10 protein-coding genes are annotated in these 16,003 nt (G+C 60.7%); 4 read left to right on the forward strand and 6 right to left on the reverse strand.

What is annotated here, in order from left to right; all coding sequences use genetic code 11:
• Positions 1 to 69 precede the first annotated feature (69 nt).
• From MJP36_RS02305 to MJP36_RS02320, 4 genes are all read left to right on the forward strand, one after another.
• The gene (locus MJP36_RS02305; protein WP_244384773.1) at positions 70 to 837 is read left to right on the forward strand and encodes a DeoR/GlpR family DNA-binding transcription regulator; all 768 of its coding nucleotides are present in this window, start codon (positions 70 to 72) and stop codon (positions 835 to 837) included.
• Between the two features lie 10 nt (positions 838 to 847).
• A complete protein-coding gene (glmS, locus tag MJP36_RS02310; RefSeq protein WP_090367819.1) occupies positions 848 to 2,680 on the forward strand; it encodes a glutamine--fructose-6-phosphate transaminase (isomerizing) in 1,833 nt (610 codons plus the stop codon).
• Between the two features lie 62 nt (positions 2,681 to 2,742).
• Complete coding sequence (locus MJP36_RS02315; RefSeq protein WP_244384775.1) at positions 2,743 to 3,105, forward strand: avidin-fold protein; 363 nt, start codon at positions 2,743 to 2,745, stop codon at positions 3,103 to 3,105.
• A 130-nt stretch (positions 3,106 to 3,235) separates the two neighbouring features.
• A complete protein-coding gene (locus MJP36_RS02320) occupies positions 3,236 to 4,438 on the forward strand; it encodes a Fic family protein (protein WP_244384780.1) in 1,203 nt (400 codons plus the stop codon).
• A 22-nt stretch (positions 4,439 to 4,460) separates the two neighbouring features.
• Here MJP36_RS02320 and pbpC read toward each other — a convergent pair whose 3' ends face one another.
• From pbpC to MJP36_RS02350, 6 genes are all read right to left on the reverse strand, one after another.
• A complete protein-coding gene (gene pbpC, locus MJP36_RS02325; protein ID WP_244384783.1) occupies positions 4,461 to 6,770 on the reverse strand; it encodes a penicillin-binding protein 1C in 2,310 nt (769 codons plus the stop codon).
• The gene (locus MJP36_RS02330; RefSeq protein WP_244384786.1) at positions 6,751 to 12,561 is read right to left on the reverse strand and encodes an alpha-2-macroglobulin; all 5,811 of its coding nucleotides are present in this window, start codon (positions 12,559 to 12,561) and stop codon (positions 6,751 to 6,753) included. The genes pbpC and MJP36_RS02330 overlap by 20 nt, the downstream gene beginning before the upstream one ends.
• Before the next feature lie 144 nt (positions 12,562 to 12,705).
• Complete coding sequence (locus MJP36_RS02335; RefSeq protein WP_060756585.1) at positions 12,706 to 13,638, reverse strand: phosphatidate cytidylyltransferase; 933 nt, start codon at positions 13,636 to 13,638, stop codon at positions 12,706 to 12,708.
• 1 nt (position 13,639) lies between these two features.
• Positions 13,640 to 14,260, reverse strand: coding sequence for a lysophospholipid acyltransferase family protein (locus tag MJP36_RS02340; protein WP_161548533.1), 621 nt, complete (start codon positions 14,258 to 14,260; stop codon positions 13,640 to 13,642).
• Between the two features lie 9 nt (positions 14,261 to 14,269).
• Positions 14,270 to 14,713: a hypothetical protein gene (locus MJP36_RS02345; protein ID WP_060756587.1), complete on the reverse strand. Its 444-nt coding sequence runs from the start codon at positions 14,711 to 14,713 to the stop codon at positions 14,270 to 14,272.
• Entirely contained in the window at positions 14,703 to 16,001 is a 1,299-nt protein-coding gene (locus MJP36_RS02350) for a phosphatase PAP2/dual specificity phosphatase family protein (protein WP_244384788.1), read from the reverse strand. Before MJP36_RS02350 ends, MJP36_RS02345 begins: the two co-directional genes overlap by 11 nt.
• Between the last annotated feature and the right edge of the window lie 2 nt (positions 16,002 to 16,003).

Here is a 16,003-nt window from a genome sequence, read left to right on the forward strand (position 1 = left end):
ACTTGACGATCTTTCGGTAATAGGTTTTGATTGCGTTCGTTATCTTTCGAAACGAAACTTATCGTCACCATGTTGAAACGAAATACCCCCCAACGACGCCACAACATCCTGACCTTGCTCAATGAGCAGGGCGAAGTCAGCGTGGACGTATTGGCCAAGCATTTCGAAACGTCGGAAGTGACCATCCGCAAGGACCTGGCTGCCCTTGAGAGCAACGGCCTGCTGCTGCGCCGTTACGGTGGCGCTATCACCATGCCGCAGGAACTGGTCGGCGACGCCGCTCAGCCCATCTCGACCTACAAGCGCGCGATTGCCCGTGCGGCCGTGATGCGTTTGCGTGAACACGCACGCATCATCATCGACAGCGGCAGTACGACCGCCGCGATGATTCCCGAACTGGGTCATCAACCCGGCCTGGTAGTGATGACCAACTCCCTCCACGTGGCCCGTGCGTTGAGTGAGCTGGAACATGAGCCGGTGCTGTTGATGACCGGTGGCACCTGGGATCCGCATTCGGACTCGTTCCAAGGCCAGGTCGCCGAGCAAGTGCTGCGTTCCTACGACTTTGACCAGTTGTTCATCGGTGCCGACGGCATCGATCTGGAACGTGGCACCACCACTTTCAACGAATTGCTCGGCTTGAGCCGCGTAATGGCCGAAGTCGCTCGTGAAGTGGTGGTGATGGTCGAGTCCGACAAGATCGGCCGCAAGATTCCCAACCTGGAACTGCCCTGGAGCAGCGTCCATACCTTAATTACCGATGATCGCCTGCCGCCTGAGGCCCGCGACCAGATCCAAGCCCGCGGCATTACGCTGATATGCGCGGCAGTCATCTAGGAGAAACACCATGTGTGGAATTGTTGGCGCAGTCGCTGAACGTAGTATTACGGCCATCCTGATCGAAGGCCTCAAGCGTCTCGAATATCGCGGCTATGACAGTGCCGGCGTGGCGGTTTTCACCAACGCGGGCAAGCTTGAGCGCATGCGTCGCCCAGGTAAGGTCAGTGAGTTGGACCAGGCATTGGCCGGCGAGCCGCTGGTAGGTCGCCTGGGCATCGCCCACACCCGCTGGGCGACTCATGGCGCGCCGTGTGAGCGCAATGCTCACCCGCATTTCTCCGGTGACCTGGCTGTGGTGCACAACGGCATCATCGAAAACCACGAAGTGCTGCGCGAACAGCTCAAAGGCCTGGGGTATGTGTTCACTTCGGACACCGACACCGAAGTCATCGCGCACTTGCTGAACCACAAACTCAAGGACCACAGCGACCTGACCAATGCCCTCAAGGCCACGGTCAAGGAACTGCACGGTGCCTATGGCTTGGCCGTGATCAGCGCCAGCCAGCCCGACCGTGTGGTTGCCGCCCGTAGTGGCAGCCCGCTGGTGATCGGCCTGGGCCTGGGTGAGAATTTCCTGGCGTCCGATCAACTGGCACTGCGCCAGGTCACCGACCGCTTCATGTACCTGGAAGAAGGCGATATCGCTGACATTCGCCGTGAAAGCGTGCAGATCTGGGATATCAACGGCCAATCTGTCGAGCGCGAGGCCGTGCAATACCGTGATGGCGCCGAGGCAGCTGACAAGGGTGAATTCCGCCACTTCATGCTCAAGGAAATCCACGAGCAACCGTCCGTGGTGCAACGTACCCTGGAAGGTCGCCTGAGCCAGAACCAAGTGCTGGTCAATGCATTCGGCCCGCAGGCCGCCGAACTGTTCGCCAAAGTGCGCAACGTACAGATCGTCGCCTGCGGTACCAGCTACCACGCCGGTATGGTCGCCCGTTACTGGCTGGAAGAACTGGCCGGCATCCCGTGCCAAGTCGAAGTGGCCAGTGAGTTCCGCTACCGCAAGGTGGTGGTGCAACCTGACACCCTGTTTGTGACCATCTCCCAGTCCGGCGAAACCGCCGACACGCTGGCTGCACTGCGTAACGCCAAGGAGCTGGGTTTCCTCGGTAGCCTGGCGATCTGCAACGTCAGCATCAGCTCCCTGGTACGTGAATCCGACCTGACCCTGTTGACCCAGGCGGGTCGTGAAATCGGCGTGGCCTCCACCAAAGCCTTCACCACCCAGTTGGTTTCTCTGCTGCTGCTGACCCTGTCCCTGGGCCAGGTGCGCGGCACCCTCGCTGAAGGCCTTGAAGCGACCCTGGTTGAAGAACTGCGCCGCCTGCCAACCCGTCTGGGCGAAGCCCTGGCGATGGATGCCACCGTGGAAAAAGTCGCCGAACTGTTCGCCGACAAGAACCACACCCTGTTCCTCGGCCGTGGTGCGCAGTACCCGGTAGCGATGGAAGGTTCGCTGAAACTCAAGGAAATCTCCTACATCCACGCTGAAGCCTACCCGGCCGGTGAGTTGAAACACGGCCCGCTGGCCCTGGTCGATGACGACATGCCAGTCGTCACCGTGGCGCCAAACAACGAACTGCTGGAGAAGCTCAAATCCAACCTGCAGGAAGTACGCGCTCGCGGTGGCCAGCTGATCGTGTTCGCCGATGAGAAGGCCGGCATGGCCAACGGTGAAGGCACCCACGTCATCAATATGCCGCACATCCACGACACCCTGTCGCCGATCCTCTACACCATCCCGCTGCAGTTGCTGTCGTACTACGTGGCCGTGCTCAAAGGCACCGACGTGGACCAGCCGCGTAACCTGGCGAAGTCGGTGACTGTGGAGTAACCCGCTGCACCTTGGAGACCCGTCCTGGGTCTCCAGGCTTCCCGCGCAAGGATGCCACTTCGATGCAAACCCCTTCCCAGATTCACCAGCGCTTGAACAACCGCCGATTCACCGTCGCCAATAACGCCCACGGGCTATCCGGCGCGGGTACGGTGTTTCATTACCTGGTCGAGGGTGAGGCCATTTCCGGCACCTACCAGGGCGGTCGGATTCGGCTGGGCACGCAAGTCGGGCGAGTGACCGGCCCGGACACTATCGAGTTGCTTTATCAGTGCCTGACCGTGGAAGGTGAGCTGCTGTGCGGTTGGTCGCGTGGCACCCTCGGCGTCGACGCCGCCGGACATACCACGTTGCATTTCAAATGGGGCTGGTTATCGGGGGCGACGGGGGGAGGGGAATCGAGTTATGTGGAGCTTATTGCATAGGTTTAAATAATCAGAAAATAAATCGGAAAATTCTCTACTAAATAGTTGTATAAAAATGTCGAATCATCCCGTTATTATTGGAGATTAGGGGGAAATAGATCCGAAAATAAATCGGAATAAGGTGAGAAAAATGGCGCAGCAATTCATATCCGGAAATCACTGGTTGGAGCCTATCTGGCCATCTCCTGGTTTCCCTGCGTCGATTTTACGTACGGCGGAGACGCTGTCGTTCCGTGCAGGAAAACTCACTGGCTTACTCCCCGAAAACACCGCCACGCGTATCGGTGGGCTGATGCGAATCACCAATAGCTATTACAGCAACCTGATCGAAGGCCAGTATACGGAGCCTGCAACCTTGTCTGCGCGAGTGCCGAGGCGTGACTCCAAAGAGTTGCGCGAATTGGCGGAAAGTCATATCGGCGTTCAGGAGTTGCTAGAGCGGGTGGTACGACGACCAAAAGCAGTTGACGCGCCTTGGGGCGTTTTCTTTGCCCCTGAATTTATGTCTGTGATACATCGCCGGCTTTTTGCAGGTGCTGGCGATAAGGACTTGCGGCTCAGTGATGGTCGATTACTCGCGCCCGGCCAATTGCGGGATACAGCAAAACGTAATGTTCTGGTAGGGGACCATGCTGCGCCTGCGTGGGAGTCAGTCACTCCAATGCTCAAGCGCCTACAGCATGTATACGGTGGGCAACCTGACCTGACTTCACGCATTCTCAGCTCTCTTTCTTATCACCATCGTCTCGCGTTTGTTCACCCATTTGAAGATGGGAATGGCCGAGTGGTGCGCATGATTACGCACTTGCAACTGATGCGTCTGGGACTCGCATCGCCCCTTTGGTCGCTTTCCCGAGGATTGGCGAGAAAGCAGGAAGAATATTATGGGCGCTTGCGCGCTGCTGATCAGCCTCGTCGAGGGGACCTCGACGGTCGTGGTCAGTTGACTCAAGGTGGGTTGTTCGAGTTTGTAGAGTTCATGTTGCAAGTCTGTATTGATCAGATGGAGTACGTGGAGAAAGCGATGGACCTTGTAACATTACGCCAGAGACTTGAGAGGGTGATCGGGCTTGAAGGGGTATTCGTAGAGTCCGGAGTGAAACAAGAAATGGCCAAGGCCATCCATATCTTGCTGACTCAGGGTGAAATTGCTCGGGCGGACTTTAAGACTTTCTCTGGTTTGCATGACCGTGTAGCGAGCGATCAGCTTAAGAAGTTGATTGATATGGGGGTGGTTGAAGCGCCTTCGGCAAAGTCGCGCTCGATCTATCCCGGGCTTCCCGTCTGGTTTGCACAGATGATATTTCCGGATCTTCACCGGCGGTTTTACTGAGTCAGGTAACAGAGGTGCCGGTTCACGGCACAAACTCCACCCTCAACCCCCGGCTCGCACTGCGTCCCTGATCATCACTGACCCGTAACCGATACTCTCCCGACTTGCCCGGCCGCCAGTTCAGTGTGGTCTGCGGTGAGCCCTGGCCAATCAACGTCTGGTCGGCAAACCAATACAACGTCACCGCATCGCTGGCTGCGTTGGCATTCAGGGGGATGCTTTCCTGTGGTTGGGACAGTCGCAGTTGATAACTGACCTGCGTCAGCGGCGAGCGGATCTGCGGCGCTTCGCTTGAATCACTGATGCGGTTGGGTTGGCAGTTTTTCATCACATTGGGCGGTGTTCGTCGGGGCAGGCCGGCTGCGCGGTACAGACGCTGTACGTCGCTGGGCCAGAACTCGAAGACTTCTTCACGCGTGTATTGCGGATCGAACGGCGGGCACGCCGCCTTGCCGGTGCGGGTATCGATCAGCACCGGTCGGTGCAGGTTGGAGACGCGAATCGGTGACACGCCAGGGATGTACCAGGTCTTTCGGGTTTGCGGGCACCAGCGGTTGGGCAGTTCGCCGGAGGCTGTGCACACATCGATGCGCACCAGCCCGGCGGGCGGTTTGTCGGCTTTGATCACCACGTTGGGCAAGGCCAGTGGCAGGGCGTCGGCAATGCGGAAGAACAGCGGCGCAGCGGTCTTGGCACCAATAAACGCCGGGTTCGGCCGACCGTCGAAGTTACCGACCCACACCACCAGCACATAGGGGCCGACCAGGCCGGCACTCCAGGCATCGTGAAAACCCCAGGATGTGCCGGTTTTCCACGCGGTGCGCCAATGGCGGCCCGGCAAGCCGTCCGGGCGCGGGTTATGGCGCAGCATGTCGCGCACCATGAAGGCGGCCTGAGGCGTCAGCAATTGTGCGCCGGTGCTTTGCGGTTGTTCCTGCAGATAGCGCAACGGCCGCAGGTGCCCATCACCCGCGAGCATCACATACAGGCGTGCCAGCTCCTCAGGTGTCATTTCGCCGCCGCCGAGGGCCAGGGCCAAGCCGTAGTGGCTCTCGTTGCGCAGGCCCTTGATCCCGGCTCGTTGCAGCAAACCGTACAGCGAAGGCGATTTGAGCTGGCTGGCCAGCCAAACAGCAGGAATATTACGACTACGGATCAACGCATCGCGTGCCGTCAGTGGGCCGACAAAACTGCCGTCGAAATTTTCTGGCTGGAAGTAGCCGAAGTTACTGGGCAGGTCCTTGAGGATGCTCATGGGATGAATCACCCCTTGATCCAGTGCCAGCCCATACAAAAACGGCTTGAGCGTCGACCCTGGCGAACGTCGTGACAACACGCCGTTGACCTGACCATGAATGCCTGTGGATAAGTAATCGGCCGAGCCCACCAGCGCCTTGACACTCTGGTCGCGGCTGTCGATCAGGATCGCCGTGGCATTTTCCACACCGGTGCTGCGCCGCTCGGCGATAAAGCCGCTGATCAGGCGTTCCAGGAGTTGCTGCAAGGGCAGGCTGAGGGTGGTGTTCAACTCATTGCCGGTTTGGGACGCCAGCAATTGTTCACTCAGGTGTGGCGCCAGAAACGGGATCTGCTGGCGGTTGCGTGCCTCCAGGGGCAACTCCAGCAAACTGTCGTTGCGCGGGTCTTGTGGATAAGTCTCGCGCCAGTCGGCCATCAACCGCAGCCGCGCGTTTTGCAATGACGGCCCAAAGCGCGCGCGCCGCCCTGGCTGCTGTGGAATCACCGCCAGCGCCAAGGCCTCGGACAACGACAACTGGGTCGCCGACTTGCCGAAGTAGATACGGCTGGCCGCCTCGGCGCCCTCGATATTGCCGCCCATGGGGGCCAGGTTCAGGTAGGCCTCAAGAATGTCGTGCTTGCTGTAACGTGCTTCCAGCCAAACGGCCAGGGCCATCTGCTGCAATTTGCCGGGCACTTGGCGGGTGTTCAAATCCCACAGGCGTCGCGCCAGTTGCATGCTCAAGGTCGAACCGCCCTGGCGCTGGCCGCCGCTGTAGGTGGCCATGGCCGCGCGCAGCAACGCCGGGGGATTGATCCCCGGGTGCCAGTAGAAATTGCGGTCCTCCTTGAGTAACAAGGCTTCGACCAGTGACGGTGACATGCGCTCCAGTGGGAGCCACAGGCGATATTGCCCGTCGTCCGCCAGGGTCATGCGCAGCAGCGAACCGTCGTCAGCCAATACCACCCGTGACGACGTAACCGCTTGCTCCAGCGAGGCGTGGGGCCACAACCGCAGCCCCGCCAGCCCTCCCACCAATAACGCTGCCGTTGCCAGCAGCGGCGTCACGCGTTTAAGGCTTGGTAATTTCAAGCTGGCCTACTTTGCCGCGCCCTTGCAGGGTGGTTTCGTACATGCCCTCGGCGTAAGCCGGTGGCGTATTGAAGGTACCCGCGTTGGTGGCGCGTACACGGTAGACGAAGGTCCCTGCGTCGCGCAGCGCGGTGCCGTACAACACCACTCGATCATCCCGCACGTCCACGTAATCGGGCTGCCAGTTGCTCAGCTCGGTTTCGCCGATCGGCGCTTGCCAGGCGTCCGCCGCTTCGTCGCCGTCTGCAGTTTCCACGTACTCGGCGTCGTCGCCTTCACTTTCCTCGGTGTTGGCGGGCTCCGGCTCCGGCGGCAGGTTATACACAGGCTCGACGCCACCTGGCAGCAGGTCGACCACGGCCACTTGTTGCACCTGATCACGGTCGGTGGCGCGCAGACGCAGGCGCACCAGGAACTCATCACCCACGGCGACCTTGCTCACCGGCTCACCTTTGAGGTCGAGGTATTCGTGGATGATTTCCAGGCCATTGTTGATCGGCTTGAGCTTGGCGCCCTTGTCGAAGCCGGCCTCGCTGAGCATGTAGAACGCGGCCGGGCCGTCGGTTTTCTCCATCACCAGCTTTTGCGTGGTGCGCGGCACGGCAGCGCGTGGCGGCTGGCCGGCCATCTCCAGCAATTGCTGCTGCTTGTCACTCAGCCAGGCGGTGGCCTTGAGGGTCATGTCGCTCTGCGCACGTTGGCCATAGTTATCCAGCGCACGCAACAGCAGTGCCGCCGACAGCGAGTTGTAGCGCTGCTCGTTGAGGCGTTTGCCGAGCTTATCCAGCAAGGCTGTCGGCACCTCGTCCAGCAACTCGGGGAAATGCCGCGCCAGCAGGTGCAGGTGTTCGGCATCGTGTACCAGCGGGTCGTAATACAGGCCGTCGCTGTCCCACTTATCCACAAGCGAGCGCCACGGGATTTTACGGAACAGCGTATCGGCCTGGCGATCCTGCTTGAGCAACTTGTAGCTGGCGGCCAGGTAGGCTGCGCCCAGGTCGTTCTGCCAGCTGTCCTTGAAGTAGCTCTCGTAGCGCTCGCGGATATCGCTCAGGGCGCCGCTTACCAGGATCCCCTGCCGACTGAGCAGGTAACTGGCGTAGGCCCGGTTGCGCAATTCCGACAGACCTTCGCTTGGACCATTGGCCAGGTCGGTCAGGTAAGCGTTGGAACGCACCAACAGATCTTCCGGTACGGGCAGCCCGCGCTCCCTGGCTTCGATCAGGAAATCGGTGGCGTACAGGCTGGTGTACGGCGCCACGTCCGGGTTGGCAGCCCACAGACCGAAGCCGCCGGCCGAGTTCTGGCGCTGGCGCAGCATACGCACCGCGCCGCTGAATGCCTGCTCGGCTTCGGGGGCGGTGCCACCCCAGATCAGTGCCGGCATAGCCTTGGACACCAGTTGTTCGGTGCAGGCGTAGCCGTAGTCATCCAGGTAATGCTTGAGCCCGTTGGCCCACACCAGCGGCGATGCCGCTACGCCCAGTTGCACGTCGCGCAACTGGCTGAACAGCTCGCGGGTCGGCTTGAGCTCTTTGCTGGCGCTGTCGAAACGGCCCAGGCTCAGGGCGACGCGGTGTTCACTCAGTGGGCGGATCGACGTGGTTTCGGCGACCTGGATACGCTTGCCATTGGGCAACACTGCGACAAAACGCAGGTCCGCTGAGCCGAGGGTTTCGCCGACCTTGATCTTGAACTCGGCGGTGCCTTCCTTGCGTGGTTGCAGCGACAGGGTGCTGCCTTTACCGCCCTGCACCGCCAGGCCGTCGCTGGTCTGCACTTCAAACTTCACATCCGCCGCTGCGTCGAGGTTGCTGAACACCCCGGCGCTGACGTTGAACACATCCCCCGGCGCCACGAAGGCGGGCACGTTCGGCGTGATCACAATTGGGCCACGCACTTCGGTATTGGCCTCGCTGACACCGACACTGTCGCTGTCCACCGCCACTGCGAACAGGTGCAGTTTGCCGTTGAAGCTGTCCGGCACCTGGTAATGCAGCACGGTTTCACCGGCCGGCAAGTCCACCAGGCCGGACCACCATGCCACGGGCGGTTGATGTTTGCGCTTGAACGGGTTCAGGTGGTTGGCCAGCGCGCCTTCGGTATCACCGCCGGGCGCCGCCCCACTGAGCAGGCGGCTGAATTCAGGCAGGATCAGGTCAAGAATCTGGCTCGTACCGACCTCCAGCGCACGCTTCTGGAAGAAGAAGCCCAGCGGGTCCGGCGCCTGATAACGCGCTACTTGCAGGATGCCTTCGTCCACCGCGTACACCACCGCACGGCCTGGTCGGTCGGCGGTGACCTTGATGTCCAGGGTCTGCCCCGGCTCGATCTTCTCCTGGCCTTCTACCTTCAGCGCCATGCGTCGCGCATCCAGGTTGATGCTGAACGGCACCACGCCGTAGGACAGCGGGCTCATGTACACCTCAGCCGAACCCATATCGCGCACAAACTGCACGTTGACGTAGGCATTGCCCTCAAGCCCGGCCGGCACGCGGATATGTTGCACGCTGTTGGTGCTATCGGCCTTGAACCACTGCTGGGTGTAGACCTTGTCACGCTCGATGGTAATCAAACCGGCACCGGTATACGGCGCACGCAGGCTGATGGCGATTTCATCGCCCGTGGCATAGCTGCGCTTGTCCAGGCGCAGTTGCAGTTCGGCGTTGCGCTCCAGGGAACGCGAAGTGTTGCCACGCCCGGCCACGCTGTAGTCGATCTGGTTGAGCAGGTTGCCATTGGCGTCTTTCAACTGCAGGGTGAAATCCCCTGGCGTGCCGGTGTTCAGGGCCTGCTTGGCGCCTTCCTTGGTCATCGTCAGTGGTGAGGCCGGCTGGCTGATGTTCTTGATGCGCGACTCGTACTTGTAGGTGCCATTGGACTGTTTCACCAGTACCGACACATAGCGATGCTCGACCACTTCAGTGGTCAGGCCGTCTACCGCCAGTGGCGTCAGGTCTGGCGCCACGGCCAGCCAATGCACTTCACGCGGGGTGTCCTTGGCGACGTATGACAGTGAATCCTGACTTTTCACACCGACCAGGTAAGGCGCGGGCGACACCAGCAATGCGCTTTGCGCCGCGACGTTACGGCCTCCTTCGGCTTCGAATACCTGGGCCATCACTTGCAAGCGATAGGTACTGTTGGCAAAACGCTGTAGGTTGAGGTCGAGCACGGCCTGGCCGTTGTCGTCGACGGTGGTTTCCGCCAGGTCTTCGGTGTTGGTTTCTTCCAGGCCGTTATTGAGGCGGAAACGGTAGTCGGGGTAACGGTCAAATGCCGCGAGCGTCGGGCTCAGGGACATTTTTGCGGTGACCCGCCGGCCGGCTGCCGGGGCGCCGAACAGGTGCATGGCGGTGACCTTGGCCACCACCTGGTCCGGTGGGATCCAGCCCTGTACCGGGGTGTCGTGCAAACTCAGGTTGACCTTCATGCGGTCGGGCTCGAAATCGCGGACCTTGAAGTTCACGCTGCCCAAATCGGTGCGTGTCTGCTTCTGGCCAATCAACTGCAAGGTCGCGGTGTATTCGCCGGCGGGGGCGACTTCACTGCTGGGGAAATCGAAACTTTCAAAACCGCTGGCGGACAGCTTCAACGGCTGGCGAATCACTTCCAGACCACGGGGATCGGTGATTTGCAGCTCCACCGGCAGCCCCAGCAGAGCACCTTTCCAATTGCCGCTGCGCACGATCATGCCCAGGTGCGCGGTTTCGCCTGGGCGATAGAGCCCGCGATCAGTGAACAGGTAGGCGCTGAGGCGATCAATCGCACCGTCTTCTTGCAAGCCGCCGACATCGAAGCGCGATAAATCCAGCTGCTGGGACTGACGGGCAATCGGCAGGAACGACTGATCGTTGCCGCGAGTGACCACATACATCAGCGGCGTTTTCTCACGACGCAATTCATCCAGCTTGGCGAAATGCGCATGGCCTTCACTGTCGGTATGACCGCTGGCGACCGGCAGGCCGTTGCGACCCATGATGTCGACTTGCACATCGGCCACCGGCGAACCATTGCTGATGGACTGCACATACACATCGTGGCTGCCGTCGCTGGAGCGTTTGGCGATGATGCCCAGATCCGTCACTACGATGAAACGCAGGTCGCTGGTACTGCTGCGGTCGTATTCGAACGTGCGCGTGGCCGGGTCATCCTGCGGGCTGAGCTTGAGCACGAAAATGCCGCGCCGGCCGCCATTGGCGGTGAGGTAGGGGCTGAGGTCGACATTGTCGTAGACGGTTTTCGCCGGGTCATTGGATGACAGGGGAATCTCCAATGCCTGGCGCTCGACCATGCGATCAAAATATTCGTTGCTGAAATTCGGCCGGGCGAAGCTGCCACTGCTCTGATCCACCAGGTGTTGCAACTGGTTGGGCAGCAGGCGGGCGATTTCCACATGGGCGCCGGGTACGCCACGGGCCATGAACCCCAGGCGTTTTTCACCGTTGAGACTGAGCAACGCGCCGTCAGACAGGAACTGCAACGTGCGAGGGTACGCCGGCATGCTGATCAGCGATGCCGTAGGGTTTTTCGCCAGATAGCCGCCGATGGCCTCCAGGTTGGCAGGAACGCGCACATACAGTGCGCGACCGGCCGGAGCCTTGAATTTGAACGCGTGCAGCGTGTTCAGGGGTTCGACGCTGGGCACGTGGGTCAGGTTGACCTTGGTGCTGCGGGCAAGCAGGGCGTCGTCGATGTCGTTGGCGGAATAGGGGCGCGTATCGTCCTGGGCTTTTTCCGGCAACAGCCAAGCCTGGACCTTACCGGCGATGGTTTCGTCGGCCACGGCGCTGGAGCTGCTGAACATTAATACCGGTTCGGGTTCGCCGCGTTGGTTGTCGACAAAACTCACTTCGGCGCCGGTGAAGGTCAGGCGGTAGCGACCGGGTACGGTGACTTCCGACACCAGCGGCGCCGTGCTGGCGTTGCCGCCGTCGCGGGCCTTGATGCCCTCGTCGAGCTTGGCGCTGACCGGCGTACTTTCCAGCGGGGTGGCCAAGGCAGCGGAGCGCACGTAGGCGTTGAGTTTCTTCTCGTCGAAGGTGATTTCCGGGCGGTTGGGCAACTGCGCGTCGCGGTAGGCCAAACCTTTGCCGAGGGTGATCGACACGCGCTTGCGCAGGTTTTCTTCATCTACCGGGTGGGAAAAATGGAAAGTCGCCACCAGCTGTTTCAGTGTCGGGTTGGACGGGTCCTGATACAGCTCGTTTTGCGCCAGGGTGGCGCGGAACGGTTGGGTGGAGAACTGAGTGCTGTATTGGTCCAGCAGCACGCCGTCGGCCAGCAGGTTTTTCTTGCCCATATCGAGGGTGTAGTGAGCATCGATGGGCCAGTCTTTTTCCGGCACGAACAGCAACGTACGGTCATCGGACCAGCGCCAGCTACCCGCTACGTTTGGTTTCAGGGTGATGCCATGGGTCACCGGCTTGCCAATTGCTGCCAGTGGGGCGACGGACTCGGCGAAGCGCACCTGCAAGTTATCCACAACCGGTTGTGGTTGGGTGTAATCGGTCAGGTTCGGTTTGTGCAGCGAGTAACCCACGGTATGGGGTTTGGGCAGATGTGAATACCACTGCCAGCCATAGAAACCGGCACCCGCCAACAACGCCAGACCCACAACTGCTGCACCGGATTGGCGTGGATAAGCGCGAGCCTTGCCGCCCAGGTTGGCCAGGCCTTGACCAATGGCGCGTAGCCAGCGCGGCGGATGCCATTGACCGAAAACGGCCCCCACCACGGTCAATAAGGCACCGGCAATACGGCGGCTGATCGCTTTCAACGAATCGAACATGGTGAGCATCCCTGGCAAAGTGCGGCTATCTTACACGCGTCTTTGAGATAAAAGATGACGTGAATACATCACAAAATTCTACTGTGGGAGCGGGCTTGCTCCCACATGCTTGATCTTCATTTTTGGGCTTCTGGAGCCTGGGGATCAGGTCCACCAATAGCGCACCAGATGAAAGAAAATCGGCGCTGCGAAGCACACTGAATCGAGTCGATCCAGCATCCCTCCGTGCCCTTCGATCATATGGCCCCAATCCTTCACCCCTCGATCGCGCTTGATCGCCGACATCACGATGCCGCCGGCAAATCCGAGCAGATTGATCAGCAGCGCAATCAAGAACGACTGCCAGGGGCTGAACGGGGTGGTCCACCACAATGCCGCGCCGATCAGGGACGAGAGCAGGATCCCGCCGACAAACCCCTCCACCGTTTTCGAGGGTGACAGGTTAGGCGCGATCTTGTGTTTGCCGAACAGCTTGCCGCACACGTACTGCAGCACATCCGACAACTGCACCACGATCACCAGATAGGCGATCAGCAACAGGTTGCGACCTTCGTAGCCGGGGATGTCGAGGGTCAGCAGCGCCGGTACGAAGGACACGCAGAACACGGCGATCATCAAACCCCATTGCACCTTGGAGGCGCGCTCCAGGAAGTGTGTGCTGTCGCCCCCCAGTGAAGCGAGGATCGGCAGCAGCAAGAACACGTACACCGGAATGAAGATCGAGAACAGCCCGTACCAATCCGAATAGATGAGCAGGTATTGCAGCGGCAACGCCAGGTAGAACGCGGCCACCAGGGCCGGGTAGTCGCTGCGGCGAGTCGGCGTGAGGGTCAGGAATTCGCGCAGGGCGTAGAACGACACGGCATAGAACAGCAGGATCACCGCGCCGGTGCCGAGCCAGAAGGCGATGCCGATCACGACCACCATCACCCACCACGCATTGATGCGCGCGTTGAGATTGTCGATCACCGCGTTTGGCGTACCGCGCGTGCGCAGCTTGAGGATCAGGCCGATCAGGGAGGCGAGCACCAGGATCGCGCCGATGCCGCCGAATAACATCAGGGTTTGGCTATCCATGTCAGACGTGCTCCGGGGCAAGGGCGAGCAGGGCGTCGCGGCTGCGGGCGAGGAAGGCGGCCTTGTCTTCGCCGTCCTCCAGTTGCAGCGGCGCGCCGAAGCTGGTGGTGCACAGCAATGGCAGCGGCAGTACGCGGCCTTTGGGCATGACCCGGTTGAGGTTGGCAATCCACACCGGGATCAGTTCGGCCTGTGGGTAACTTTTTGCCAAGTGATACAGACCGCTCTTGAACGGCAGCAGGCCGTCTTCCAGATTACGCGTGCCTTCCGGGAAGATGATCAATGAGTCGCCGCCTTCCAGGGCCGTGAGCATGGGTTGCAGTGGGTTATCCACAGGGTCTTTACGGTCGCGGTCGATCAGCACGCCGTTGAACACGCGGTTGATAATGTAGCGGCGCAAGGCACTGGCGTTCCAGTAGTCACTGCCGGCCACCGGGCGCGTGAATTTGCGCAGGTTCTGCGGCAACGAGGCCCATAGCAGTACGAAATCGCCGTGGCTGCTGTGGTTGGCGAAGTAGATGCGCTGCACCGGCACCGGGGCGCAGCCGAGCCACAGGCTGCGGGCACCGGTGACGGTGCGGGCCATCGAAGTAATCAGCGTGGCGACTACGGGTTCGAACATGGGCGTTCCTTATCCGGCGAAAGGCAGCCAAGGGCTGGCGAGAATCACGGCCAGTGTCAGCAGCGCTTGCGCGCCGAGCAACCAGGCTTGTTTGCGCAGCAATTTCAGCGCGCCACGCCGGCGTTCGGTCCAGGGCCGGCCGACGCGCTTGGCCGATTGCAGGCCCAGGGTCAACAGGGCCTGATCGAGGTCCGGGGTGCGTGCGATATCGCGGGCGAGCAGGGCGAACAGGTCGGCGTCAAACGCCACACGCAGTGCCCAGTACTTTTGCAGCAGCCCCAGGATAATCATCCACAAGGCCAGCAACAGGCAGACGGTCGAGATACTGGCCATCAGCAGCTGCGCCAGGCCGAACAAAAAGCCGAGCACCGTCAGACCTGTGGATAACTGATCCAGGGAACGCCCACGACGTAGCAGGCTGGCAGTTACCTGGAGTTCTATATCAGCGGGCATCGGGTAAACCCTCCAAAGCTTCACGGTGAGCGGGGTGCAGGACCACTTCGGACCGCGCTGTACGAATGATAGCCAGCGCTTCATCTACCGTAGTGGCACGCCGGCTATGTAGCAGCCAGGCGGCAACGGCGGTGGCGCTGCGCGAGTAACCGAGGGCACAACACACCAGTAATGGGCCGTTCAAGCGCAATTGCTCGATGGCTTTGGCGGCTTGTCGGCACTCGGCCGGAGTGGGGGCGATCAGGTCCAGCATAGGGATGGATTGATAGGCGCGGCCCTGTGGATTAATCGGCAATTCGGCGCAGAGATCGACGATGGTCTTGAATGAATCTTGCTCCTGGATTGTGGGAATTCGCCCTAGCCAAACGTTATCCACAATAAGGTCAGGTTGTGGATGCTTGCGTGTCCACAGGCGTGAGTTTATCCATGCGCCAGCCAGGTAGGGCGCATAGAGCCAGCGTGCCGCCGGGGTCAGCCGACCATCGGCGCGTTTCTGAAAGCCCGGCGCGCCGAGGACGAAGTAATTCGCCTTGACCAGACCCAGGGCTACCGCTGGCCACAGCAGCCACAACCACGCCCCGCCCAATACAAACGCCAGGATCACCAGCACCACAGCGCCCAGGCCATACCGCACGCCCAGGCGCCAGCGCCGAGGGTCGTGGGTCAGTCGTGCATTCAGCAGCGGGCTGGGATGCTCTACCGGCCATAACCACACACACATCCATCCCGCCAGGGCGCCTGTGGGTAAGTCGATAAAGTGATGTTGATAAGTGGTCAGCACCGAAATGCCGATCAAGGCGAACCAGCCGTGCACCAGCCATCGCCACAGCCCACGGGTATGGCGTTGGTACATGACCCACAAGATCACCAACAAGGCGATATGCAGTGACGGTGCCTGGTTGAACGGCTTGTCGAAGCCGGCGAGCACGGCGAACAGCCAGCCGAATATGCCGTGCAGTTCCGGCCGCTCGAAGGTGAAGCGCAGCGGCCAGATGAGGAAGCAACTGACCGCAATAACCTGGGCGGACAGCAGCCGCAGCGCGTGCTGTTTCAACTCATGCCGACTGTTGGGAAGCAGCAGGGAAAACCCGTAAAGCAGGTCGATCGACCAATACGGCACGATGGTCCAGGCCCAGAATGGCATATGGGTTTCCCAGCCGAACACCAGCGTGCCGACGTCGCTGCGTTGGCTGGTCACCCAAGTGGCGAAGCCATAGGTGCTGAAAAACAGCGGTGCCAACAGCAGCAGCCACAGGACGGCAGGTTTCAGTAAACCGGGCTCGCGCATCT

The organism is Pseudomonas palleroniana (assembly GCF_022836895.1).
GTDB lineage: Bacteria > Pseudomonadota > Gammaproteobacteria > Pseudomonadales > Pseudomonadaceae > Aquipseudomonas > Aquipseudomonas palleroniana.